We start from the raw sequence: 23491 nt of genomic DNA, 5'->3' as shown, positions 1-23491 counted from the left end.
CGGACGGAGGGTTACTCGGCCGGGTCGGCGTCCTCGGCCGCCGCGGACTCCTCGATCGCGGCCAGCGCCGGGTCGAGGATGATGTCCTCGCCGCGGGCCGCGGTCGTCGGCTCCTCGGGGAAGTGGCACGCGGTGAGGTGCCCGGCCTCGTTCCCGCCGATCCGCACGAGCGGCGGCTCCTCGGTGGCGCACTTGTCCTGCGCCTTCCAGCACCGCGTACGGAACCGGCAGCCGGAGGGCGGGTTGACCGGGGAGGGGACGTCACCGGCGAGGCGGATGCGCTCGCGGTCCTCCTCCTCGTCCTCCGCCAGCTTGGCCTCGGGCACCGCCGAGAGCAGCGCGTGGGTGTAGGGGTGGCGCGGCCGGTGGTAGATCTCGTCGCGGGTGCCGACCTCGACGATCTTGCCGAGGTACATCACCGCGACCCGCTCGCTGAAGTGCCGCACGACCGCCAGGTCGTGGGCGATGAACAGGAACGCGATGCCCAGTTCCCGCTGGAGCTTCTGGAGCAGGTTGACGACCTGCGCCTGGATCGAGACATCGAGCGCGGAGACCGGCTCGTCCGCGACGATCAGCTTCGGCTCCAGGGCGAGCGCCCGGGCCACCCCGATGCGCTGGCGCTGACCGCCGGAGAACTCGTGCGGGAAGCGGTTGTAGTGCTCGGGGTTGAGACCGACCGTCTCCAGGAGTTCCTGGACCCGCTTCTCCCGGCCACCGGGCGGGTTGATCCCGTTGATCTCCATCGGGCCGCCGATGATGGTGCCGACGGTCTGCCGCGGGTTCAGCGAGGCATACGGGTCCTGGAAGATCATCTGGATCTCGGAGCGGATCGGCGCCAGCTCCTTGCGGCCCGCGTGGGTGATGTCCCGGCCCGCGTAGGTGATCTTGCCGGAGGTCGGCTCCATGAGCCGGGTGAGCAGCCGTCCGGTGGTGGACTTGCCGCAGCCCGACTCACCGACCAGACCGAAGCTCTCACCGGCGTGCACGGTCAGGTCGACGCCGTCGACCGCCTGGACCGCGCCGACCTTCCGCTTGAACGGGAAGCCGCCGTGGATCGGGAAGTGCTTGGTGAGGCCCTCGGCGGTGAGCAGCGGCTCGCCCTGGGCGGGCGCGGCGTCACGGGGCGCCGGGAGGGTGACGTTCTCTGCCATGGTGATAGCTCCCTAGCCCAGCCGGGGCTTGATCTGCTCGGTGAAGAGGGTCTGCTTCTGCTCGGCGCTCAGATGGCACGCGGCGGCGCGCCCCAGCTCCAGCAGCGGCCGCTCGTCGGCGCAGCGGGCGCCGCCGACCTCGCCGGTGAAGCCGCAGCGCGGGTGGAACCCGCAGCCGGAGGGCGGGGTGAGCAGGCTCGGCGGCGTCCCGGGGATCGGGTGCAGCTCCTCGTGGACGTCCGAGCTGAGCCGGGGCATCGAGCTCAGCAGGCCCCAGGTGTACGGGTGCTGCGGCCGGCCGAGGATCTCCTTGACGGAGCCCCGCTCCACCGCGCGGCCCGCGTACATCACCAGCAGGTCGTCGGCGATGTTGGCGACCACGCCGAGGTCGTGGGTGATCAGGATGATCGCGGAGCCGAACTCCTGCTGGAGGTCCTTGAGAAGGTCCAGGATCTGCGCCTGGACGGTGACGTCCAGGGCGGTGGTCGGCTCGTCGGCGATCAGCAGCTCGGGGTTGCAGACCAGCGACATGGCGATCATCGCGCGCTGGCGCATACCGCCGGAGAACTGGTGCGGATAGTCGTCCACCCGCAGATTGGGCTGCGGGATACCGACCTTGGTCAGCATCTCGATGGCGCGCTGCCGGCCCTCGCGCTTGCTGGCGCCGGTGTGCTTGATGAACGGCTCCGCGATCTGCCGGCCGACCGTGTAGTACGGCGACAGGGCGGTCAGCGCGTCCTGGAAGATCATGGCCATCTTGTTGCCGCGGAGCTTCTCCAGGGACTTCTCCCTGGCCCCGGTCAACTCCTGGCCGTCCAGCGTGATTTCGCCGGTGATCTCGGTGCTCTTGGGGTTGTGCAGCCCCAGCACGGCGAGGTTGGTGACGGACTTGCCGGATCCCGATTCGCCGACGATGCCGAGCGTCTGCCCGCGTTCGAGGTCGAAGGAGAGGCCGTCGACCGCCTTGACGATGCCGTCCTCGGTGGAGAACCGGACATGCAGGTCGCGGACGGAGAGGAAGGGGTCAGAGCCGGCCGGGACCGGCGCATCCTCGGTCTTGGTGAGTGTGGTCACTTGGGCTCTCCTAGGACAGGCGCACGCGCGGGTCGATGAGGGCGTACGTCGCATCCACGATGATGTTGAACACCAGGATCAGCGCGGCGCTGAAGATCAGCACGCCGAGGATCATGGGCAGATCGAGGGTGATGACGGAGTTGATGGCCAGCCGGCCGAGGCCCGCCAGCGAGAAGGTGTACTCGGTGATCATGGCGCCGCCGAACAGCGAGCTCAGGTCGATGCCGAGGATCGTGACGATGGGGATCAGCGAACCGCGCCAGGCGTAGCGGAGGAAGACGTAGCGCGCCGGCATGCCCTTGGCCTTGGCGGTGCGGACGTGCTCCTCCTGGAGCTGCTCGATCATCGTCGAGCGCGCCATACGGGTGTACTGGGCGGTGAAGATCGTCGACATCACCAGCCACGGCAGCAGCAGGCCCATGAACCAGCCGCCCGGGTTGCTGGTGAGCTCCACGTACTTGGGGGAGGCCATGACGCCGCTGTAGACGAAGATGCCGAGGACGATCGGGCCCAGGATGTAGATCTGCACCGAGCTGAGCACCATGGACGCGCCGGTGACCGTCTTGTCCAGCACCGAGCCCTTCTTCCAGGCGGCGAGCAGACCGGCACCGAGGCCGATCACCAGGAACGCGACCGCGCCGCCGACGGCCAGCGAGGCCGTGGTGGGCAGCCGGTCCATCATCGTCGTCCAGACGTCCTGCTTGGTGGCGAAGGAGTAGCCGAAGCAGGGGGCGCTGCAGTGCCCGATGGAGTAGTCGCGGCCCGCGAAGATGCCGACGAGGAAGTCCCAGTACTGCGTCGGCAGGGGCTTGTCGAGACCGAGGTTCTGATGGATCAGGGCCACGTTGTCGGCGGTGCAGTTCTTGCCGCACGCCATCATGGCCGGGTCACCCGTGGAGAAGAACACGAAGAACGTGAAGGCGCTCAGCAGGAGAAGGATGACGACCGCGCCGAAGATCCGGCGGAATAGAAAGGGAAGCATGGCAGTTCGCTGCTCTCAGGACGGCGGCTGTGGGGAGTGACGGAGTGGCGGGGAAGGCCCCGGAGAGCGCGCGCTCCGCCGTGCCGCGCGCTCTCCGGACCGCTTCCGGTGCTTGCTTCTGGGTGCGTCTTACTTCTTGAGGAACAGCGTGTTCACGTCCAGGTAGTTGGTGTCGCTGTTGTAGCGGGCACCACCCACGTTGGAGCCGTGCAGCTGGAGCACCTTGGTGTAGTACACCGGGGCGGCCGGGTTGACCTTCTCCACGATGTAGCGGTGCAGCTTCTGCCACTCCGCGGTCTGCTGCTTGATGTCCGTGATCTTCTCGATGCGGTCGATCTCCTCGCTGACGTGCTTGTCACGGATGTGCGAGTAGTTGGCCGCGCCGTCCTGGATCTGACGGGGGTCGTACGACGGCGGGATGACGGTGGAGGCGTCCGCCCAGTCCTGGCCCCAGCCGGTCATGTAGATGTCGAAGCCGTTGTCGACCTTGCCCATCTGCTGGTACCAGGAGGCCGAGTCGACCTCCTTCTTCTGGACGTCGAAGCCGGCCTTGTTCAGGGCGTCCTCGATGACCGCGGCTTCCTTCTGGCGGATCTCGGTGTTGGAGTAGGCGTAGACGAGCTTCATGCCCGTCTTGCCGGCCTCCTTGAGGAGCTTCTTGGCCTTCTCCGGCTCACCGTTGGGGTGCGTGAGCTTGCCGTACGGGTCGTAGCCCTTCACGTAGCCCGCCACGGTCGGGGCGAGCAGACCGCCGGCGACCTCACCGCCGTAGCTGCCGCCGTTGAGGCGGACGATCTGGGAGTTCGGCATGGCGTAGGTGATCGCATCGCGGATCTTCTTGTCCTTGATGCGGTCCATGTTCATGTTCATCTGCCAGACGTAGGGCTGGTAGCCCTGCACCAGGCGCTTGCTGGCGCTGGGGTTGTCCAGCACCTGCTTGGTCTGCGTCGGCTCCACCGAGTTGGTGAAGCTGACCGCGTTCTTGGACTCACCCTGGTCGGACATCAGCCGCTTGGTGGAGTCCGAGAACTGGTGGTTGAAGGTGATGTCGAAGCCGTCGACGTACTGGTGCCGCATCGGGTCCGTCTTCGGGTCCCAGTGGGTGTTGCGCACCAGCTTCGCGGACTTGCCCTCCTTGAAGGAGGCGAACTTGTACGGGCCGGCGCAGACCGGCTTGACGTCGTAGTTCTCCTTGGTGTCCTTCGCGCCCTCGGGGACGACGCTGTAGCCCGCCATGGCGAGCGCGTAGGGCACCTGCGACTGCGGCTTCTTGAAGTGGAAGATGACGGTCTTGTCATCCGGGGTGTCCAGCACCGTCTTGGGCAGGTGGTCACCCTTGTACGGACCGTCCGGCAGCGCCTTGCGGTACGTGGTGCCCGCGCCCGACAGCCACGTCTGCATGTAGGTGGGGCCGTCGGTGATGAACTTGGCGTACATCCGCTCGAAGGTGTGGCGGATGTCCTTCGAGGTGATCGGCTTGCCGTCCTCGAACTTTATGCCGTCCTTGAGCGTGTACTTCCACGTCTTGCCGCCGTCGGACATCTGGCCCGCGTCGGTGGCGAGGTCGCCGACGACCGTCTTCTTGCCCGCGTCGTCCTGCTTGTACGTGGTCAGACCACGGAAGATCAACTTGGACAGATCACCCAGGTCGCTGACGTACATCTGCGCCGGGTCCAGGTGGTTGAAGCTGTCACGCTGGAAGACCCGCATGGTGCCGCCCTTGTGGGCACCCTTGACCTCGGCGGCCGGGCCGGTGGAGTCGGCGGCCGTGCCGAGCGCCACGGTCTTCGACTGCGCGGCGGCGTCCTTGTCCGTCTGGGACTTGTCCTTGCCGCTGCCGCCGCCGCTGCTGCACCCGGTGAGCGCGAGCGAACCGGCCGCCAGGGCCACGATCACGGCGCGTGCTCTGCGCGTAGATAGTGCGTTCATGAGGTTCCAGCACCTGCCTGTCGGTTGTTGTCCAGATGTGCTGCCTGACGCAACCGGTACGAGCCCGGCCCGGGGGTGACAGCGCCCCCCTCAAATGGACGATCAGCGCCCGGACTTGGGGTCGAAGGCGTCCCGGACCGAGTCCCCCAGCAGGTTGAAGCACAGCACGAAGATCACCATCGCGGCGCCGGGGAAGAGAAGGAAGGTCGGGTCGTTCTCGTAGACCATGCCGGCCGTGTGGAACAGCCGCCCCCAGTCCGGGGTCGGTTCCATGATGCCGACGCCCAGGAAGGACAGACCGGCCTCCGCCGTGACGAACAGCGGGAGCATGTAGGTGGCCTGCACCAGGATCGGCGTGACCACGTTGGGCAGCAGTTCCTTGCGGATGATGCGCCAGGGGGAGGCGCCGGTGATCTTCGCGGCCTCGACGAACTCCCGTTCCCGCAGGGACAGCACCTGGCCGCGCAGCAGCCGGGCCAGGCCCATCCACCCCAGCGCCCACTGCACCAGGATCAGCGCCACGACGCGCACATACGTGGGGGTCTCGTCGCCCGGCGGGATGAAGAACGCCACGACCACGGGCATGAAGGCCACGAAGGTCAGCTGGCTGGGGAAGGCGAGCAGGAAGTCGATGACCCGGCCGAGCCAGTAGTCGGTCCTGCCGCCCACATAGCCGGCCGTGACGCCCAGGAGGGTGCCGGTGATGACGACCAGGATGGTCACCGCCACCGAGATGCCCAGGGACGTCCGCATGCCGTAGATCAGGGAAGTGAACAGATCGCGGCCGAGGGCCGGTTCGATGCCGAACCAGAAGTCCCCGGAGATACCGCCGTTGGCACCCATCGGATAGCCGAACTCATCGAAGAGGCTCGGATCCTCGTTGCCGTAGAAGGTGTAGGGGTTCTTGCCGTACAGCGAGGCGATCACCGGAGCCAGCGCGGCCACGACGAAGAAGGCCAGCACAATGACCGCGCAAATGACGCCCGTGCGGTCGCGCTTGAAGCGTCGCCACATCAGTTGGCCGGGGGAACGGCCAACGAGCTCACCGTCCTTGCCGTCCTTCGTCTTCTTCAGACCCTTGGCATCAAGTCCGGGTGGATCGGACGTGGTTGCCGCGGTCTGGGATGGACTAGTCATCGCGAAGTGCCCCCGCGCCGAGTTCTCTTGGAGAGTGAAGCGGCACCTGGTCGCACCGCTGGATGAGCGGACTTTCGCAAGTGATTTATGGCGGAGTCAAGGGGATCGGGTGTGCTCGTGAACAGGTCGTCTACTTCTTGAGCGAAGATTGCGCAGATCGACGCCCGGGCGTGCTTGACAGGGGTCCGCGATATGCGGCATGGGAGACATATCGCCATCAACTTCTTTAACATGAAGGCAACTTCACTGTCGCAACACCGATATACGGACGCGCCATGATGAACAACGTACGGCCGTGCGGGTGCCGTAGACCGGCCGGGACGCCAGACGGCGCCCCGGCCGGTTGCTGCTTTGTCCGAGTTTCACCCACCGCCCCGGCCCGCTCTGTTGTCGCCGGGCCGGGAGTCGAGTAGACCTGCGGGGACACCTCCTGCGCGGGGTGTCATGGACGACTCGGGTACTTCGACACGGACGGGGGGCGAGCCGTGTCCACAGTGCGGGACAGCGTTCTCACTCGCGGCGCGCGCGGCCTCGGCGCACTGGTCTGCCTGCTGCTCGCGCTGATCGGCGTGGGCTGGATCATCCGGGACCTGACCATCGCTCAGCACAGCGCTGACGTAGGGCGGTTCTGGCTCGGACAGCTGCCCAGGCCACGGGAGTTCACCGCCTGGGCCACCTCGGCACTCGACCCGCTGCTGGTGCTCGCCGCGCTCGTCGTCGCGGTCGCCGCCCTGCGCACCGCCGTCGCCTCGACCATGGTCACCGGCGCCCTGCTCTCCCTCGCGGCCGCCACCGCACTGCTGCGGATCCCGCTGGTGTGGATGCTGGGCGCGGGCTGGCTCCAAGGGCTGGACAGCGGTCTCATGGTGCGGGCACGGCTGACCGCCCTGGTCCAACTCGCCCTGGCGGTCGCGCTGATCGCGGTGTGCGCGGCGGGGCGGCGGCCGGACGGGACCGCCGGGCGCCGGACGCACGGGCTGCCGGCACCGCGGTCCGCGGCCTACGGAGTGGTCCGTGCGGTGCCGCCGGCCGCGGGCCCCGGGGTGCCCGGCAGGCCGTTCAAGGGGCCGGCCGTCACCGTCGCCGTCCTCCTGGGCGCCGCCGGAATCGCCGTCACCGGCTGGGAGATCCACTGGTGGGCGCAGCTCGGCGGGGACATCTACGCCAAGGGGCTGTTCGGCGACGCCTCCGTCTTCCGCGCGCTGCTCCAGCCGCCGGTGCACTGGCAGGCGTTGGCGCTCGCGCTGCTGGCCCTGGGCGCCGCGGCCGCCGCGCTGCGCCGGGCGGCCTGGTCCCGGCCGGCCGCGCTGACCGCCGCGGCCCTGCTGTGCGTGCACGGGGCCGTGGCACTCGCCTTCGCCGGCCACACCGGGAAGCTGGGCCGCTTCGCCGTGCTGCCCGTCCGGGCCCAGCTGGAGCTGGGCACCGCGGGCTTCGTGGCGGCCGCCGGACTGGCCGCGCTGATCACGGCGGCCCGGCCCGGCGTCCCGGCGGCGGCCCCGGAGACGGACGAGGTGCTGGCGTACGGCGCCACCCCCGGCGAGGCACGGCCGCCGCACGCCCCGCCCCCGCCGTCCACGCTCCCGCCCGGCTGGTGAGACGGGGCGGGGGGCGGATCTCAGGGGCCGGGGGCGGGGGTTCTCAGGGGGCGGGCGAACGGATCCCGTAGGGGGTGCGGGTGCCCCTGCGGAGCCACAACGGGGCAGTGGCCCAGGGTATTCCCGTGGTCAGGACGGCATACCCAATGACCGCTTGAGGAAGTCGACTTGGAGCAGCAGCAGGTTTTCGGCCACCTGCTCCTGTGCCGCCATATGCGTCACCCCGGACAGCGGCAGCACCTCGTGCGGGCGGCCCGCCGCCAGCAGCGCCGAGGACAGCCGCAGCGAATGAGCCACCACCACGTTGTCGTCCGCGAGGCCGTGCACGATCAGCATCGGACGGTGCGGCTCCACCGCTCCCGACAGCCCCTCGTCCGTGATCAGCGAGTTCTCCGCGTAGACCGCCGGTTCCTCGTCCGGGTGGCCGAGGTAGCGCTCCTGATAGTGGGTGTCGTACAGCCGGAGATCGGTGACCGGTGCGCCCACCACCGCCGCGTGGAAGACATCGGGCCTGCGCAGCGCGGCGAGCCCGGCGAGATAGCCGCCGAACGACCAGCCGCGGATGGCCACCCGCTCCATATCGAGGGGAAAGGATCCGGCCAGCGCCTGGAGGGCATGGACCTGGTCGTCCAGGGCGTACTCCGCGAGCCGCCGGGAGACCGACTTCTCCCAGGCGGGGGAGCGGCCCGGGGTGCCCCGGCCGTCCGCGACGATCACCGCGAAGCCCTGGTCGGCGAACCACTGCGAGGTCAGATGGGCGTGGTGCGCGGCGACCACCCGCTGGCCGTGCGGACCGCCGTACGGGTCCAGCAGCACCGGCAGCGGGCCGTCGCCCTCCTGATAGCCGCTCGGCAGCAGCACGGCACACGGAATCTCCCGTTCCCCGGCCAGGACGAGACGGGGGCGGGCGGTCAGGGACGGCTGCTCGGCGTGCGAACCGATCGTGGCGAGCGTCTTCTCCCCGCCGTCGGCATCCAGCCGCACCACCTCCACCTGGGTGCCGGGCCGCTCCAGCGACGCCTGGGACAGCACGGTCAGCGCCCCGCCGCGCACCGCGGAGGACACCGTCGCATACGGGCGCTCGCCCACCCGCTCCCAGCCGCCCTGGTCACCGCTGCCGCGGAACCAGGCGCGGTAGACGCCGATGTCGTGCATATCGGTGCCGCTCGCGGAGAACAGGACATCGTCCTCGCCGATGTCCAGCACGGCCCGGACGTGCAGCGGCGCCCCGGTCAGCGGCCGGTCGCCGACGAACAGCTTGCGCGCGCCGCCCTCGTCCGCGATCCGCACCAGCCGGCCGTCCGGCGTCCAGGCCGGCACCCCGGGGAACGGCTCGACCCAGGCCTCGTCCTCGTCCTCGTGCACCGTCCGGGTCGCGCCGGTCGCGGTGTCGACGGTCAGATAGCGCTGGTCGCGCTGGTCGCGGGCCTGTACGAGCAGCAGCGGCGGCCCGGCCGCTGACCAGTGGACGCGCGCGAGATAGGGATAGCGCTCGGTGTCCCAGACGATGTCGGTGCGGGTGCCGTCCAGGCCGAGCAGGGTGAGGGTGACTCCGGCGTTGCGGGTGCCGGCCGCCGGGTACGCGACCTGGGCGGGCTCCCGGTCCGGATGGGCGGGGTCGGAGATCCACCAGCGCCGCACCGGCGCCTCGTCGACCCGCGCGGCCAGCACCGCGTCGCTCTCCGGTGACCACCAGAAACCCCGGTAACGCCCCATCTCCTCGGCCGCGATGAACTCCGCGAGCCCCCAGGTCACCTCGGGCCCGTCGGGCTCGGCCAGCACCCGGTCCGCCCGCCCGCCGGCCGCCGCGCCGTCCTCGCCGCCGCCCTCGTCCGACGTGGCGGCGCCGTCCACCGGCACCACCCGCAGCCGGCCGTCCGCCACGAAGGCCACCTGCCGGCCGTCCGGCGACGGCCGGGGGTCCACCACCGGCCCCTGGACCGGCAGTTCACGGGTGGTGCCGGCGCGCAGCTCGGAGACGAACAGCCGCCCCGAGAGCGTGAACGCCGCCAACTCCACGGCGGAGTCCGTCGCATAGCCGACGATGCCCGCCGAGCTCTCCCGGCTGCGCTCGCGGCGGGCCCGCTCCTGCGGGGGGAGGTCCTCATCCGCACCGGCCAGCAGGGCCCGCGGGTCGGCGGCCGGGAACTCCCGTCCCTCTTCCAGGTCGAGTACCCACAACTGCTGGCTGCGGTCGGTACCCGAACCGGAGCGGAGGAAGGCGACGCGCGCGCCGTCGGGGGAGAGGACGTAGCTGCGCGGGGCACCCAGGGTGAAGCGCTGCGTACGGGCGTACTGCCGCGGGAACGAAGGCTGTCCGGTCATGGGGCGAGCCTAGGGGTTTTCGCGCCGGTCAGGACCGGGTCGGAGCCGTCGGATCCGTCCCCGGCGGCGGACCGGCTCACCCCGGTCGCGCTCGTGAAGATCATGTGCGCCCCCGCTCTGCTTCCGTGCTCCGACTTATGCGCTAGCGCGGAAAGTTATGATCCCTTGCGCGTAGTGGGTACGGGGTAAAGAGCCCTTGGCATACCCGGGTGCGCGGGTCGTGAAGTCGGTCCGTGCGCCCTCAACTCTGTCCGGACCGTGAGTACTTGGAGGTGAGCCGCCGTGGCACTCTCGATTTCGGCGGTGGTGCTGCTGGCGATCATCGTCTTCTTGCTTGTCAAGAAGTCTGGACTGAAGGCCCCGCATGCGTTGGTCTGCATGCTGCTGGGCTTCTATCTGGCCAGCTCGTCCATCGCCCCGACGATCAAGCAGCTGACGACGAACGTCGCCGGAATGCTCGGGAACATCAAGTTCTGAGCCGCCCCCGGCCGGGCCCGCCCGAGGTGGGCCCGTCCGCCGGCCCGGGCACCCGGGTGGCGGACGGGATCGCCTGCGGGCGGCGGACGGGGCGGCTCGTAGGCTGTCGGCATGACCGATCAGCCCGCCCGTCCCTCGCAGCCACCCGCCGAGGGGAGCGACTCGCCCGCCGCCGTTTCCCGGCGGCTGCTGCTGGTGCATGCGCACCCCGACGACGAGTCGATCAACAACGGCCTGACCATGGCCAAGTACGCGGCCGAGGGCGCGCTGGTCACCCTGGTGACCTGCACCCTCGGCGAGGAGGGCGAGGTCATCCCGGCCGAGCTCGCCGCGCTCGCGCCGGACCGCGACGACACCCTCGGCCCGTACCGCGCCGGTGAGCTGGCCGCCGCGATGGCGGCCCTGGGCGTCACGGACCACCGCTTCCTCGGCGGACCGGGCCGCTACCGGGACTCCGGGATGATGGGCGCTCCCCAGAACGACCGGCCGGACGCCTTCTGGCAGGCCCCGCTCGACGAGGCGGCCGGTGAACTGGTGGCCGTGATCCGGGAGGTCCGGCCGCAGGTGCTGGTCACCTATGACCCGAACGGCGGATACGGCCACCCCGATCACATCCAGGCGCACCGCGTCGCCATGCGCGGTGCCGAGCTCGCCGCGCGGGCGGACTTCCGGCCGGAACTGGGCCGGGCTCATGAGATCGCGAAGGTCTACTGGAACTGCAACCCCAGGTCGGTGGTCGAGGAGGGTTTCGCGCGGCTGCGCGCGGCCGGCCACGGTTTCCCCGGGGTGGCCACCGTCGACGATGTGCCGGGCGTGGTGCCGGACTCCGAGGTCACGGCGTCCCTCACCGGCGATCGGTACGCGGCCGCGAAGTCCGCGGCGATGCGGGCGCACTACACCCAGATCGCGGTCGACGGGCCGTTCTTCGCGCTCTCCAACGACTTGGGCCAGCCGCTGTTCGGCACGGAGCACTATCGGCTGGTGCACGGCGTCCCGGGTGCCGCGGACGGGGTCCGGGAGGACGATCTCTTCGCGGGTATCGGCGAAATGGTGGGTATGGAGGAGAGTGCCCGGATTGAGGAGGCGGCGGAATGAGCACGGCGAAGGGCGGCGGGAACGCCGGTGAGGAAAACGGCGGCGCGGCTTCCGGTAAGGGGAAGCGGTCGCGGGCGGGTTCGGGCGGAACGTCCGGTATGCCGTCCGGTGTCCCCGTGGCGCCGATGGCCGGTTCCGTGCCGGCCGCGCCGCTGACGGTGGGACGGGTCGGCATATATGTGCTGCTTCTGGTCGCGGGCGTGCTGGTGGCCGGTGCCGGAACGCTGGTGCAAGCGGCCTGGTTCCCCGGCGGTTTGGTGCTGGCCCTGGCCGGTGTCGGCGGCCTGTTCTACGGGGGCGGCCGGGCGACCGGTACCTCCGCGGGCGTGCTGGTGCCCGGCGCGGCCTGGCTGGTGACCGTGTTTCTGCTGCTCAGCAACGTCCGGCCGGAAGGTGACTTTCTCTTCGGCGCGGGACTCGGCTCGTACATCTTCCTGCTGGGCGGCATCGTGGTCGCTGTGATCTGCGCCACCGCGAAGCAGATGCGTCCGACGGGCGTCCGGCCCGGCGGAGTTGGCGGATGACGTGGCCCAAACCGGGACGGATGCCGCGCCGGTCCGGGTGAACGGACCGGGCCCCGGGGGTTCGCCCGGGGCGGGGGTGTTCGTACGCTCCCCGGGTGGCCGCCCGCGGCGGACAGTATGGTGGTGCGCGCCGTCGCGCCGCCCTGGGGGCACCTCCCGGCCTGTGGCCGGGGATCATCTCTGACGAGCGGCGGAGCCAACCGGGAGAACCTGCTTTGAGTCGTGAATCTGACAGTTCGTCCTCCGGCCCCCAGGGCCGTGGCGGAGCCGCGTACCCGTCCGGGACGCCGCCGTACGGCTCGCCCAGGGGAGAGGCCGGCGACCCGCCGGCGTCCGGTGCCGCGGCGCAGCCGGAGGAGCCCAAGACCGAGACCACGCTGACGACGCGGATCAAGATCAACATTCCGGGGTCGCGCCCCATCCCGCCGGTCGTCGTGCGCAAGCCCGTCGGTGAGGAGGCCGGCATGAACGGACCGGCTGGTTCCGGCGCTTCCGCCGGTTCCCGGGGCACGCCCGAGCGGAACGCGGAGCGTACGGCGAACACGCCCCGGCCCGACGCCCCGGCGGACGAGGCTCCCGCGGGCGGTGCGCCCGAGAAGACCAGCGACTGGTTCGCACCGCGCAAGCCGCAGGGCGGCGCCGGTGCGTCCTCCTCCACCGGCTCCCACGCGGTGCCGCCCGCCCCGGGCGGTGCCACGCCGCCGCGCGCCCCGTCGGGCGGCACGCCGCCGCAGCGCCCGGACCTGCCGTACTTCTCCGACAGCCCGGCACCGCAGGAGGGCGCCTCGCCGTTCGACGGCGGTGCCCGGCCGGGCGGCGGCTCGCCGTTCGACAGCGGCCCGGGTGCTGCCGCCTCGCCGTTCGACGGCGCGGCGCCCGGCGGCCCTACGCCGTTCGACAGCCCCGCCGCTCCCACCCGCGACCACAGCCCGTTCGACGCCCCGGCAGGCGGCCCGAGCGGTCCGACGACCGGGCCGGCGCGCGGCAATTCGGCGCTCAACCTCCCGCCCGGCTTCAGCGACCCCGGCACCGGCGGCACGCCCCGGGTCGACGACACCGCGGAGCTCACCCCGCAGCCGCCGGCGCCGCTCGCCGGGCCGGGCAGCGGTCTCGGCGGCGGTGTCACCGGCGGACTGCCCACCGCCCCCAAGGGCAAGCGCGGCCCGAAGGGCCCCCAGGGCGGCGCCCCCGGCGGCCGCGACCGGGTGTCCGGCGACACGCTGGTCAGCGGCATCCCGAAGATCCCCGGCGACGAGAAGCCGTCGTCCCCGTCGCCGTTCGCGCACGCCCCGGCCGGTGAGGGCGACAGCGCGGCCCCCAAGCCGCGGCCGAAGATCCCCGAGCCGATCAACCCGCCCAAGAAGGGCCGTAACAAGCTCGTTCTCGTGGGTGTCGGCGTCGTGGTGCTGGCCGGTGTCGCCTATGGCGCCGGACTGCTGCTCGACCACGCCGATGTGCCCAACAACACCACCGTGCTCGGGGTGGACATCGGCGGCACCACCAAGGAAGAGGCCGTCAAGAAGCTGGAGACGGCGCTCAAGAACAGCCGTACCGCGCCGCTCAAGCTCAGCGTCGACGGCAAGCCCGCGACCCTCCGGCCCACCACGGCGGGTCTGGACATCGACCCGCAGGCGACCGTGCGCAGGGCGGCCGGCCGGGACTACAACCCGGTCTCCGTCATCGGCTCGCTGGTCGGCGTGCACCGCACCGCCGAGCCCGCGGTGATCGTCGACGACGAGAAGCTGCAGATCGCCCTGGAGAACGCCACCGGGCCCGGGGGTGCCACCGAGGACGGCGGGATCACCTTCGAGAACGGCAAGGCGGTGCCGCACTACGGCGCGCCCCACAAGGCGATCGATGTGGACGCGTCCAAGAAGAAGGTCACCGACGCCTACCGCAAGCGCGCCGCGACCGGCACCGACGCCCCCGTCGTGCTGGCCGCCGGCACCCAGCAGCCGCAGGTCAGCAAGGCCGCGGTGAACAAGGCGCTGAAGCAGTTCGCCGAGCCCGCGATGTCCGGACTGGTGACGGTCCGTACGGACGCGGCGCACACGGTCTCCTTCAGCCCGCAGAAGTCCATCCCGAAGTTCCTGTCGTTCAAGATCATCAACGGCGCTCTGGTGCCCTACTACGACCGGCCGGCTCTCAAGCAGCTCTACGGCGACACCTTCAACGGCGTCATGGTCACCAAGGGCGACGGCTCCAAGCACCCGGTCAGCGTCGAGGAGGTGGCGAGCGCGGTCGGCAAGGCCCTCCAGGGCACCAGCCCGGCCGAGCGGGTGCAGACCATCGCCACCAACGGCAACTGACCGCCGTACACGCGAACATCGCAGGTGAGAGGCCCCCGCAGGGCGTTTTCCCGGTCACCCCGGGAGGACCCCTAGGGGGCCTCCCTCATGACGAATGTCATGGGGGAGTGCTGACAGCCGGCACTGCCGCGCGGCGTGCGGAGGCCGGAAGCTGAAAAGCATGACGAGCACAGCGGGCAGCCGCAGTGGGCGTAGAACATCGCCGAGTGGCTCCCGACCCACGCCTACGCGGCGCTCGGCACCGCCGTCGAGGCCGGCGGCGCACCGCACCTCAAGGACGTGGCCATCCTGGTCGGCCATCTGCTGGTCTTCACCGCCGGTGCGGCCGGCCTGTACCGCGAGGACACCCACCAGGCGTGAGACGCATGACGGGGAAGTGTGAGCCGGTGGGCCGCAGTCCCATGCTGATCGGGCAGCCGCCCCGCAACCGCCGCCAGGCGCTGGTCAAGACGATGTGGATCTCTCTCTGGCTGCTGTATCTGGCCGGCCCGGTGAGCGGGCTGCTGCGGCCCGGTGTCCCCACCGCCGAGCGGATCTGGGGCGGCCTCGGGCTCACCCTCTTCGTGCTCTGCTACTTCGGCCTGGTCTTCCGCCACATCTGGGGCGAGCGGAGCCGCTCGGTGGTCCACGGCTCCCTGGTGCTGCTGCTGGTGCTGTCCATGGTGCTGTCCTGGACGCTGGACTCGTCCTGGCTGGTGCTGTTCATCTTCACCAGCGTGGGCTGCGGAGTGGTGCTGCCCTGGCAGCTGTCGCGCTGGTCCATCCCGCTGGTCACCGCGGTGCTGCTCGCCGTCGGCGCGCACGATCCGCAGATCCGCGGCTACTACCTCTTCGCCTACGGGCTACCGGCGCTGGGCTGCGGTTTCCTGATGGTCGGCGTGCAGCATCTGATCCATACGTCCAGGGAACTGCGCGCCGCCCGCGAGGAGGTCGCCCGCCTCGCCGCCAACGACGAACGGCTGCGGCTCTCCCGCGATCTGCACGACCTCCTCGGCCACTCCCTCTCCCTGATCACCCTCAAGAGCGAGCTGGCCGGCCGGATGCTGCCCGACCGGCCGTCCGACGCCGCCCGGCAGGTCGCCGACATCGAACAGGTCAGCCGGCAGGCCCTGCTCGACGTACGGGAGGCGGTCACCGGCTACCGCCGCCCCCGGCTCGCCGTCGAACTGGCCGGGGCGCGGGCCGCGCTGCGCACCGCCGGCGTCACGGCCGTCGTCGACCCGGCCCTGGAGGACGAGTACCGCGGGCTCGCCGCCGACGAGGAGGGCGCCCTGGCCTGGGCGCTGCGCGAGGCCGTCACCAACGTCATACGCCACAGCGGCGCCCGCCGCTGCGAGCTGCTGCTCACCGAGGAGCGGGAGCCCGGCGAGCGCCCCTGCCTGTGCCTGACGGTGCTCGACGACGGCACCGGCCCGCCCCGCGCTCAGCACGACGGCAACGGCCTCAGCGGTCTGCGCGAGCGCCTCGCCCTGGCCGGCGGCCGGCTGGAGACCGGCCCGGCCCCGCGCGGCCGCGGCTTCGCTCTGCGCGCCCGGGTCCCCCTGAGCGACCCCGGCACCGCGCCTTCACCGTCCCCACGAACCCCTTAAGGTGACCCGCATGATCAGAGTGCTGCTGGCGGAGGACCAGTCGATGGTCCGGGAGGCGCTGGCCGCGCTGTTGTCGCTGGAGGGCGATCTGGAGGTCGTGGCCCAGGCGGCGCGCGGCGACGACGTTCTCCCCGCCGCGCGGGAGCACGCGGTGGACGTCGCCCTCCTGGACATCGAGATGCCCGGACTGAACGGACTGGACGCCGCGGCCGCGCTGCGCGACGCCCTGCCCACGGTCAAGACCGTCATCCTCACCACCTTCGGCCGCCCCGGCTATCTGCGCCGCGCCATGGAGGCGGGCGCCGACGCCTTCCTGGTGAAGGACGCTCCGGCGGCCCGGCTCGCCGACGCGATACGGCGCGTGCTGCGCGGCGAGCGGGTCATCGACCCGGCGCTGGCGGCGGCCGCGCTCGCCGACGGCGCCAGCCCGCTGACCGCGCGCGAGCGCGAGGTGCTGCTGACGGCCGCCGACGGCGCCACCAACGCCGAGATCGCCGCCGCACTCCAGCTGTCCCCGGGCACGGTCCGCAACTACCTCTCCACCGCCATCCAGAAAACGGGCGCCCGCAACCGCGCCGAGGCGGTCCGCACGGCCCGTGACAAGGGCTGGCTGTAGCCCGACGGGCGGGAGCCGGTCCCGCGCGCGCCGGGACCTTCGTCCCGGTGCGGTCTTCGGCGGAGTCTTGCAGGCTTGAAGTGTTATGCCTGCCGACAAGCCCACCGACCACCGCGTCTGGGCTCCCTTGCTGCTCATCCTGACGATCCTCCTGGTCGCCGTGCTGGACGCGACGACCGGCCCGGAACTGCACATCTCGGCCTTCCTGGGCATCGCCCCGCTCTACGCCGCGCTGCGCTGCTCGTTCCGGCGGACGCTCCTGGTGGCGGCCGTCTTCGTGGTGTGCCTGACCTACATCGACCTCTTCACGGTGCCCGACTGGGCCCCGGCCAGCCGGGTCGTCGGGATCTTCGGCGCCTGCCTGGTGGCCGTCTTCTCCCTGATGCTGTGCCGCACCCGCCTCCAGCGGGAGGCCCTGCACGCCCGGACCCGGCTGGTCGCCGACACCGTGCAGCGGGCGATGCTGCGCGAGCTGCCGCTCAGCGCCGGCGCGGTCCAGGCGTACGGCTTCTACGTCTCCGCCCAGGAGGGGGCCAGGGTCGGCGGCGACATCTACGAGGCCATCGACACCCCGCACGGCCTCCGGCTGATGATCGGCGACGTACAGGGCAAGGGCATGCCGGCGATCGGCGCGGGCGTCGAGGTGCTGGCGTCGTTCCGGGAGGCCGCGCAGTACCAGGAGTCGCTGGAGTCGGTGGCCGAGCGCATGGAGCAGGCGCTGATCCGGCACAACGCCCGCTCCGTCGAGCAGGGCTCCGACGAGCGCTTCGTCACGGCGCTGCTGATGGAGATCCGCACCGCGGCCGGCTCACGGCAGGGGCGGGTGCTGTCCTGCGGCCACATCCCGTATTACCTGGTGCGCCACGGTGAGGTCACCGAACGCCGGGACGGCGAGGGCGGACTGCCGCTCGGCCTGGGCATGCTCGGCGGCGGGCCCCGGCACAGCGTCCGGATCCACCCCGATCCCGACGACTGGATCGTGCTGTGCACGGACGGGGTGACCGAGGCGCGCGGCAAGGACGGTGAGTTCTACCCCCTGGCCGAGCGGCTGGCCGGGTGGACGGACCTGGAGCCCCCGGAGCTGGCCCGTACCCTCCGCGCCGATCTGGAGAGCTTCACCGGCGGCGACCTCAAGGACGACGCGACCGCGCTGGTCGTCCGGCGCACCCCGGCCGCCACTCAGTTGAGCATGGCCCGGGCCGCCGCGGCCTGACGCCGTATCGCCAGCGCCCCGGCCGCGTCGACGGCCTCCACCACCCGGGCGTACTCCTCCAGCTCGGCCGCCCCGGTCAGGAACTCACCACGCTGGACGAGCAGTTGGGCACGCTCATGGCGCAGCCGGGCCGGATGGCTCGGCAGCAGCAGCGACAGCTCCAGCGCCCACAGCTGCACCGCACTGTGCTCCGGGCGGGCCTGCGCCCAGGCCCGGATGTTGTTGAGCATCCGCAGCACGATCTCCAGCGGATCGGCGGGCGTCATCATCCGCGCGCTCAGCGGCTCCCCGGTCGCCCCCGCGACCAGCAGCTCCGCGTCCTCGTCGGTGAGCGGCCGGCCGCCCGCGAACGGATCGGCCAGGACGTGGCTGCCGGCGGGATCGCCGAAGCCGACGACGAAATGGCCCGGCAGCGCCACCCCGTACACCGGGGCCCCGGCCCGCCGGGCGACCTCCATCCACACCACCGACAGCAGGATCGGCAGGCCCCGGCGCCGCCGCAGCACCTCGTGCAGCAGCGAGGACTCCAGCCGCCGGTAGTCGGCGGGCGAGCCGGCGAAGCCGCACCGGGTGCCGAGCAGCTCGGCGACGTTGCGGGCCCAGGCCCCGGGGCCACCGGCCGGGGCGTACGGCAGCAGCCCGGCCAGCCGGTCCAGTTCGATCTGCACCGCGTCACAGCCCGCCTCGTCCAGCGCCGGATCGGCCTCGGCACCGATCAGCAGACACAGCAGCGTCAGGTCGGGCCGCTCGGCCCGCGCGGCCTCGGCGAACTGCTGCCGCCGTGCGGCGCGGGCGCCGTCCCGCTCCGGCTCGGGTTCCTGGGGCATGTCGGTGGGACCCTTCAGCGCCGGCCGCCGGGCCGGGCACGCCGGTAGTGATAGCCGTGGTGCTCGGTGAAGCCCAGCCGGCCGTAGAACCCGAGCGCGTCCGCGTTGTCGGCCTCGACCTGGAGATACGCGGCCGAGGCGCCCTCTTCCAGGGCCCGCTCGGCGAGTGCCGCCATCACCAGCGTGGCCAGTCCCTGCCGCCGTGCGGCCGGGGCCACCTCCAGCGCCGCGAAGCCCGCCCAGCGCCCGTCGACGACCAGCCGGCCGATCGCCGCCGTCCCGCCGTCCGCGCCGCGCACCGTCGCGAACCACACCGACGGCCCGCCGGTCAGCACCTGCCGGGCGATCCGGGTGGCCTCCTCCGACGCGGCGGCCTCGCCCGTCCGGTTGTACAGGGCCAGCCAGTCCGCGCCGGGCTCCCGGGACAGCGTGACGCGGGTGGTGTCGGCGTCGGTGTCGGCGAGTGGCGCCAGCGCCGCGATCCGGACAGTGGTGTGCCGCTCGTCGGTCCAGCCGCGCTCCGCCAGCTCCGCGGCCAGCCGTTCATCGGTGTCGGCCTGCCCGGTGGCGACCATGATCACCGGCGGCAGACCACGCGCGTCATACCACTGGCCGATCCGCTCCAGTGCCACCTCCAGCGGGACCCCGGGGTCGCCGAGCGGCAGCACGGAATTGGCACGGCGGGTGAAGCCTCCCGAGGCCCGCAGCGTCCACTCCCCGAGATGCGCCGTCTCCACGGCGGGCCAGCCGCGGGCCGCGACGGTCTGGAGCTCACGGGCGGTGGCGGCGGGCCCCCGCCGGCGGGACGGTTCCCCCGAGGACGGCCGCCCGGCCCCGTGCCCGGCGGTGGCCGGACGGTCCGGCACCACCTTGGCCGCCACCAGCGAGGACTCCTCGATCCGGACGGTCTCGCCGCTGCGCCGTGTGATGCTCAGCACACCTTGGTCCCAGGATGTGAGAACGCCGACCGCGTCGGTGAACGCGGGAACCCCCGCACCGCCCCCGGTCAGGCGCCGGACGGATACCCTTTTGCCCACGTCAGCACGGGTGATCCGGACCTCCGCGCGTCCGCCGGCCAGGAATTCCATCGCTCAAACCGCCCCTCTTGTTCGTCTCGCGCCCGGGAACGGAGATACTAGATGGCGGGCATCGACGACGCCGCGCTCCCGCGCGCCCAGCGGCGGTACTGCCAATCGGTCCGCCGGCCCTACCGAGGAGGAACGACAGCGTGACCTACGTCATCGCGCAGCCTTGTGTCGACGTCAAGGACAAGGCGTGCATCGAGGAGTGCCCGGTCGACTGCATCTACGAGGGCTCCCGGTCCTTGTACATCCACCCGGACGAATGCGTCGACTGTGGTGCCTGTGAACCGGTCTGCCCGGTCGAGGCGATCTTCTACGAGGACGACACCCCGGAGGAGTGGAAGGACTACTACAAGGCGAATGTGGAGTTCTTCGACGAGCTCGGTTCGCCCGGTGGCGCCAGCAAGCTCGGTCTGATCGAGCGGGACCACCCCTTCATCGCGGCCCTGCCGCCGCAGAACCAGTAACGACCGAGGATCAAGAGGGAGCCTGCCCGCTCCCTCTTGCTCCCGTGTCGTCGGGGGCACCTCCCTGTGTCAGCCACGGGAGGTCGCACGGCGCCGCCCCGGTCCCGTACGGCCTGCCGCCGTACGGGACCGCAGCATTTCCGCCGAGGGCCCCGCACCACCCGAGAAAGAGAGCACCGTGGGCGCAGCATCGTCTCCCCGGCCCGAATCCCCGCGCGCGTCGCTCCGCGACCGCCTGCCGGTCTTCCCCTGGGACCGCCTGGAGCCGTACAAGGCCACCGCCGCCGCGCACACCGACGGCATCGTGGACCTGTCCGTCGGCACCCCGGTGGACCCGGTCCCCGCGCTGGTGCGCCAGGCGCTGACCGACGCGGCCGACAGCCCCGGCTACCCCACGGTGTGGGGCACCGCCGAGCTGCGGGACGCGCTCACCGGCTGGGCCGCCGAGCGGCTCGGTGCCCGGGGACTGGAGCACACCAATGTGCTGCCGGTCGTCGGCTCCAAGGAGCTGGTGGCCTGGCTGCCCACCCAGCTGGGCCTCGGCCCCGGCGACAAGGTCGGCTACCCCCGGCTGGCCTACCCGACCTACGAGGTCGGCGCCCGGCTGGCCGGCGCCGAGCCGGTCGTCTACGACGACCCCACGGAGCTGGACCCCAGCGGTCTGAAGCTGCTCTGGCTGAACTCGCCGTCCAACCCCACCGGCCGGGTGCTGAGCGCCGACGAGCTGCGCCGCACCGTCGCCTGGGCGCGCGAGCACGGGGTGCTGGTCTTCAGCGACGAGTGCTACCTGGAGCTGGGCTGGGAGGCCGACCCGGTCTCCGTGCTGCACCCGGACATCTGCGGCGGCTCCCACGACGGCCTCGTCGCCGTCCACTCGCTCTCCAAGCGCTCCAACCTCGCCGGCTACCGCTCCGCGTTCCTCGTCGGTGACGCCGCGGTCCTCGGCGACCTGCTCCAGATCCGCAAGCACGGCGGCATGATGATCGCCGCGCCCGTGCAGGCCGCCACGGTCGCGGCGCTGGGCGACACCGCCCATGTCGCCGAACAGCGTGCGCGCTACGCCCGCCGCCGCGCCGCGCTGCGCGGTGCCTTCGAGGCCGCCGGCTTCCGCATCGAGCACAGCGAGGCCGCGCTCTACCTCTGGGCGACCCGCGACGAACCCTGCTGGGACACCGTCGGCGACCTCGCCAAGCGCGGCATCCTCGTCGCCCCCGGCGAGTTCTACGGCCCGGCGGGGGAGCGGTTCGTACGGATCGCCTTCACCGCCACCGACGAGCGGGTGGACGCGGCGGTGCGCCGGCTGGCGGAGTGAGCCGCGGCTGACCACGCGCAGGGGCCCGGGGAGAGCGAACTCCCCGGGCCCCTGCGCGTCGTACGGGCGGACCGCCGGTCAGCGGCCGCCGAGCGGCAGACCGCCGAGCAGGCCGGTGGCGGGCGCGAGCAGGCCCTTGGGCGAGCCGACGAGCCCCTTGGCCGCGTCGAGCGGCAGCGAGCTGGTCGAGACGCCCTTCTTGGCGATCGGGCGGGCCACGCTCTCCGCCTTGTCCACGGCGGCCTGGGTGAGCGGCATGGCCTTCTTCACGACCGGGCCGGCGGTCTCGACGAGCGCCGGGGCGAGCTTCGTGGCGGCCTTGCTGCCGGCCGCGTTCACCAGGCCGACGCCGTCGCGCGCGGTGTGGTCCAGGGTCTCGCTGGTGTTCCGGGAGTCCAGGGGCGCCGTCAGTCCGCCGAGTGCCTTGGTGGGCAGCTCCGCAGCGCTCGCGGAGCCGGCCGCAGCGACCACGGGAGCGGCACCCGCTGCAACGAGCAGGGCGGCTCGGGCGATCCGACGCGTAACGGGGAGGGACATGGTGCTCCTTTTACGGAGAAGGACTCGTTCTTCTGACAGATGTGCCATGTCCGCCTGGCGGACGCACTGACTACCGCGTCAGAACCCCGAAGGTTGCGGTGAACTCCGGTAAAGAGTTGGTAACGCGTCACATAATCGGCCCTGGATAAAGACGGGCAATATGTGCACGGACAGCGGCGCCGCGGAAACGTCACAGCCCTTTGCGTACAAGGGAATTGACCGAGAACTCGGGCGGGATACGGTCAACTGGCCTGCGGTAAAAGGGAATTGCTGACGGCGCCCCTTCCGGGTGACCGGGCAAACTATTGCGCGGTGACGATCCGTACATGCCGCGCGGACACCGCGGAATCAGCCGGCTTCCGCTGCCAGCCCTTCCCCGCATCGTCCGCCTGCCACATCCGGCCGGCGTAAGAGATCTGTTCGATGCGCAGCTCGGCGGAGTGCGCCATCGCCCACATGGCCAGCTCCCAGCCGCGCCGCTCGGCATCGCCCACCGCACCGGACTGCCGCACCGGTATCGTCACGCCGCTCCCGCCGCCCGTGGCACGGCCCTTGCCGTCGCCCGTCCGCGGCAGCACCCCGGCGCCGAACTCCCGCACCAGCCGCTCCCGCACCGCCGCTGCGCCACCCGTCTCCCCGTCCACCGGGCGGCTCTCCGTGCAGGTCATCGCGTCCCGGTCCCGGCCCGAGAAGGCACCGGTCAGCCGCGCGGCGTTCGCCTCGTGCTTCGCGTAGGCCTGCGGATAGCCGCTGCGCTGCACCTTCTGCGCGGCGACGGTCAGCGGCAGCCGGGAGTAGCCGGGCACCTTCGCCAGATGCCGGTAGAACTCCCCGGCCGAATAGACCGGGTCCATGATCTGCTGCACGGTGCCCCAGTCCTGCGACGGCCGCTGCTGGAAGAGCCCGACTGAATCCCGGTCACCGAAGTCGATGTTGCGCAGCCCCGACTCCTGCATCGCGGTCGCCAGCGCGATGGTCACCGCCCGCTCCGACAGCCCGCGCGAGGACGCCACCGCCGAGATCGTCGCGGCGTTCGCGGCCTGCTCCGGGGACAGCTCGTACTCCTTCGCGTCCCCTTCGGCGCGCACCGTGCACCGCGGTGCACCCGGGCCACCGGTCACGTACTGGATCGCGAGATAGCCGGCCAGTCCGATCAGTACGGCGACGGCTGCGGCGGCACGCCACAGACGGGCGCGGCGGTGGGGAGCTGAGGGCTGTGCGGACACGGGCCCACCGTACTGGAGTGC

At 71.6% G+C, this 23491-nt stretch carries 20 protein-coding genes and 1 pseudogene; 11 read left to right on the top strand and 10 right to left on the bottom strand.

Annotation, left to right across the window (positions count from 1 at the left end; all coding sequences use genetic code 11):
- Positions 1-11: 11 nt before the first annotated feature.
- The 5 genes from ACZ4XD_RS21920 to ACZ4XD_RS21900 form a co-directional block, all read right to left on the bottom strand.
- Complete coding sequence (locus ACZ4XD_RS21920) at positions 12-1151, bottom strand: ABC transporter ATP-binding protein (protein ID WP_468044447.1); 1140 nt, start codon at positions 1149-1151, stop codon at positions 12-14.
- A gap of 12 nt (positions 1152-1163) precedes the next feature.
- Entirely contained in the window at positions 1164-2225 is a 1062-nt protein-coding gene (locus ACZ4XD_RS21915) for an ABC transporter ATP-binding protein (protein ID WP_468044445.1), read from the bottom strand.
- Positions 2226-2235: 10 nt separating this feature from the next.
- Positions 2236-3207 carry an ABC transporter permease gene (locus ACZ4XD_RS21910; RefSeq protein ID WP_468044443.1) on the bottom strand — a complete coding sequence of 324 codons (972 nt, stop codon included), beginning with the start codon at positions 3205-3207 and terminating at the stop codon, positions 2236-2238.
- A gap of 129 nt (positions 3208-3336) precedes the next feature.
- Positions 3337-5136: an ABC transporter substrate-binding protein gene (locus ACZ4XD_RS21905; RefSeq protein ID WP_468044441.1), complete on the bottom strand. Its 1800-nt coding sequence runs from the start codon at positions 5134-5136 to the stop codon at positions 3337-3339.
- 102 nt (positions 5137-5238) lie between these two features.
- Entirely contained in the window at positions 5239-6273 is a 1035-nt protein-coding gene (locus ACZ4XD_RS21900) for an ABC transporter permease (protein WP_468044439.1), read from the bottom strand.
- Between the two features lie 485 nt (positions 6274-6758).
- Here ACZ4XD_RS21900 and ACZ4XD_RS21895 point away from each other — a divergent pair, with 485 nt between their 5' ends.
- Positions 6759-7871, top strand: a complete 1113-nt coding sequence (locus ACZ4XD_RS21895; RefSeq protein ID WP_468044437.1) for a hypothetical protein — start codon at positions 6759-6761, stop codon at positions 7869-7871.
- Between the two features lie 129 nt (positions 7872-8000).
- On the opposite strand, the gene ACZ4XD_RS21890 is transcribed toward ACZ4XD_RS21895, so the two are convergent.
- On the bottom strand, positions 8001-10196 hold the full coding sequence (locus ACZ4XD_RS21890) for a S9 family peptidase (RefSeq protein WP_468044435.1): 2196 nt from the start codon (positions 10194-10196) through the stop codon (positions 8001-8003).
- Between the two features lie 282 nt (positions 10197-10478).
- Between ACZ4XD_RS21890 and ACZ4XD_RS21885 the strand changes: the two genes are divergently transcribed.
- The 8 genes and pseudogenes from ACZ4XD_RS21885 (at position 10479) to ACZ4XD_RS21850 (ending at position 18019) form a co-directional block, all read left to right on the top strand.
- Positions 10479-10673 carry a hypothetical protein gene (locus ACZ4XD_RS21885; RefSeq protein WP_006603310.1) on the top strand — a complete coding sequence of 65 codons (195 nt, stop codon included), beginning with the start codon at positions 10479-10481 and terminating at the stop codon, positions 10671-10673.
- A gap of 111 nt (positions 10674-10784) precedes the next feature.
- The gene (gene mshB / locus ACZ4XD_RS21880; protein WP_468044432.1) at positions 10785-11768 is read left to right on the top strand and encodes an N-acetyl-1-D-myo-inositol-2-amino-2-deoxy-alpha-D-glucopyranoside deacetylase; all 984 of its coding nucleotides are present in this window, start codon (positions 10785-10787) and stop codon (positions 11766-11768) included.
- Positions 11765-12292 (top strand): DUF6113 family protein, encoded by a 528-nt coding sequence (locus ACZ4XD_RS21875; protein WP_468044430.1) that lies wholly within the window; start codon positions 11765-11767, stop codon positions 12290-12292. The genes mshB and ACZ4XD_RS21875 overlap by 4 nt, the downstream gene beginning before the upstream one ends.
- 215 nt (positions 12293-12507) lie before the next feature.
- Positions 12508-14601 (top strand): hypothetical protein, encoded by a 2094-nt coding sequence (locus tag ACZ4XD_RS21870; protein ID WP_468044428.1) that lies wholly within the window; start codon positions 12508-12510, stop codon positions 14599-14601.
- 195 nt (positions 14602-14796) lie between these two features.
- Positions 14797-14961, top strand: a pseudogene (locus tag ACZ4XD_RS21865) (ABC transporter permease); the annotation flags it as partial.
- A 5-nt stretch (positions 14962-14966) separates the two neighbouring features.
- Complete coding sequence (locus ACZ4XD_RS21860; RefSeq protein WP_468044476.1) at positions 14967-16190, top strand: sensor histidine kinase; 1224 nt, start codon at positions 14967-14969, stop codon at positions 16188-16190.
- A gap of 10 nt (positions 16191-16200) precedes the next feature.
- Positions 16201-16806 (top strand): response regulator transcription factor, encoded by a 606-nt coding sequence (locus ACZ4XD_RS21855; RefSeq protein ID WP_468044426.1) that lies wholly within the window; start codon positions 16201-16203, stop codon positions 16804-16806.
- Positions 16807-16891: 85 nt separating this feature from the next.
- Positions 16892-18019, top strand: coding sequence for a PP2C family protein-serine/threonine phosphatase (locus ACZ4XD_RS21850; protein WP_468044424.1), 1128 nt, complete (start codon positions 16892-16894; stop codon positions 18017-18019).
- Here the strand turns inward: ACZ4XD_RS21850 and ACZ4XD_RS21845 are convergent.
- A complete protein-coding gene (locus tag ACZ4XD_RS21845) occupies positions 17986-18846 on the bottom strand; it encodes a transglutaminase family protein (protein ID WP_468044422.1) in 861 nt (286 codons plus the stop codon). The genes ACZ4XD_RS21850 and ACZ4XD_RS21845 overlap by 34 nt on opposite strands.
- Before the next feature lie 14 nt (positions 18847-18860).
- Positions 18861-19934 (bottom strand): GNAT family N-acetyltransferase, encoded by a 1074-nt coding sequence (locus ACZ4XD_RS21840; RefSeq protein ID WP_468044420.1) that lies wholly within the window; start codon positions 19932-19934, stop codon positions 18861-18863.
- Between the two features lie 140 nt (positions 19935-20074).
- On the opposite strand from ACZ4XD_RS21840, the gene fdxA reads away from it, so the two are divergent.
- Together fdxA and dapC are read left to right on the top strand one after the other, a co-directional pair.
- Positions 20075-20395: a ferredoxin gene (gene fdxA, locus ACZ4XD_RS21835; RefSeq protein ID WP_018089397.1), complete on the top strand. Its 321-nt coding sequence runs from the start codon at positions 20075-20077 to the stop codon at positions 20393-20395.
- 178 nt (positions 20396-20573) lie between these two features.
- Positions 20574-21707 carry a succinyldiaminopimelate transaminase gene (gene dapC / locus ACZ4XD_RS21830; protein ID WP_468044418.1) on the top strand — a complete coding sequence of 378 codons (1134 nt, stop codon included), beginning with the start codon at positions 20574-20576 and terminating at the stop codon, positions 21705-21707.
- 78 nt (positions 21708-21785) lie between these two features.
- Here the strand turns inward: dapC and ACZ4XD_RS21825 are convergent, their stop codons facing one another.
- A complete protein-coding gene (locus ACZ4XD_RS21825; protein WP_468044416.1) occupies positions 21786-22244 on the bottom strand; it encodes an ATP-binding protein in 459 nt (152 codons plus the stop codon).
- A 302-nt stretch (positions 22245-22546) separates the two neighbouring features.
- A complete protein-coding gene (locus ACZ4XD_RS21820) occupies positions 22547-23470 on the bottom strand; it encodes a VldE C-terminal domain-containing protein (RefSeq protein ID WP_468044414.1) in 924 nt (307 codons plus the stop codon).
- Positions 23471-23491: the final 21 nt, after the last annotated feature.

The organism is Streptomyces sp. NPDC029466 (genome assembly GCF_055574515.1).
Note: the sequence above shows the minus strand (reverse complement) of the source record. Positions and strands in the feature narration are given on the sequence as shown.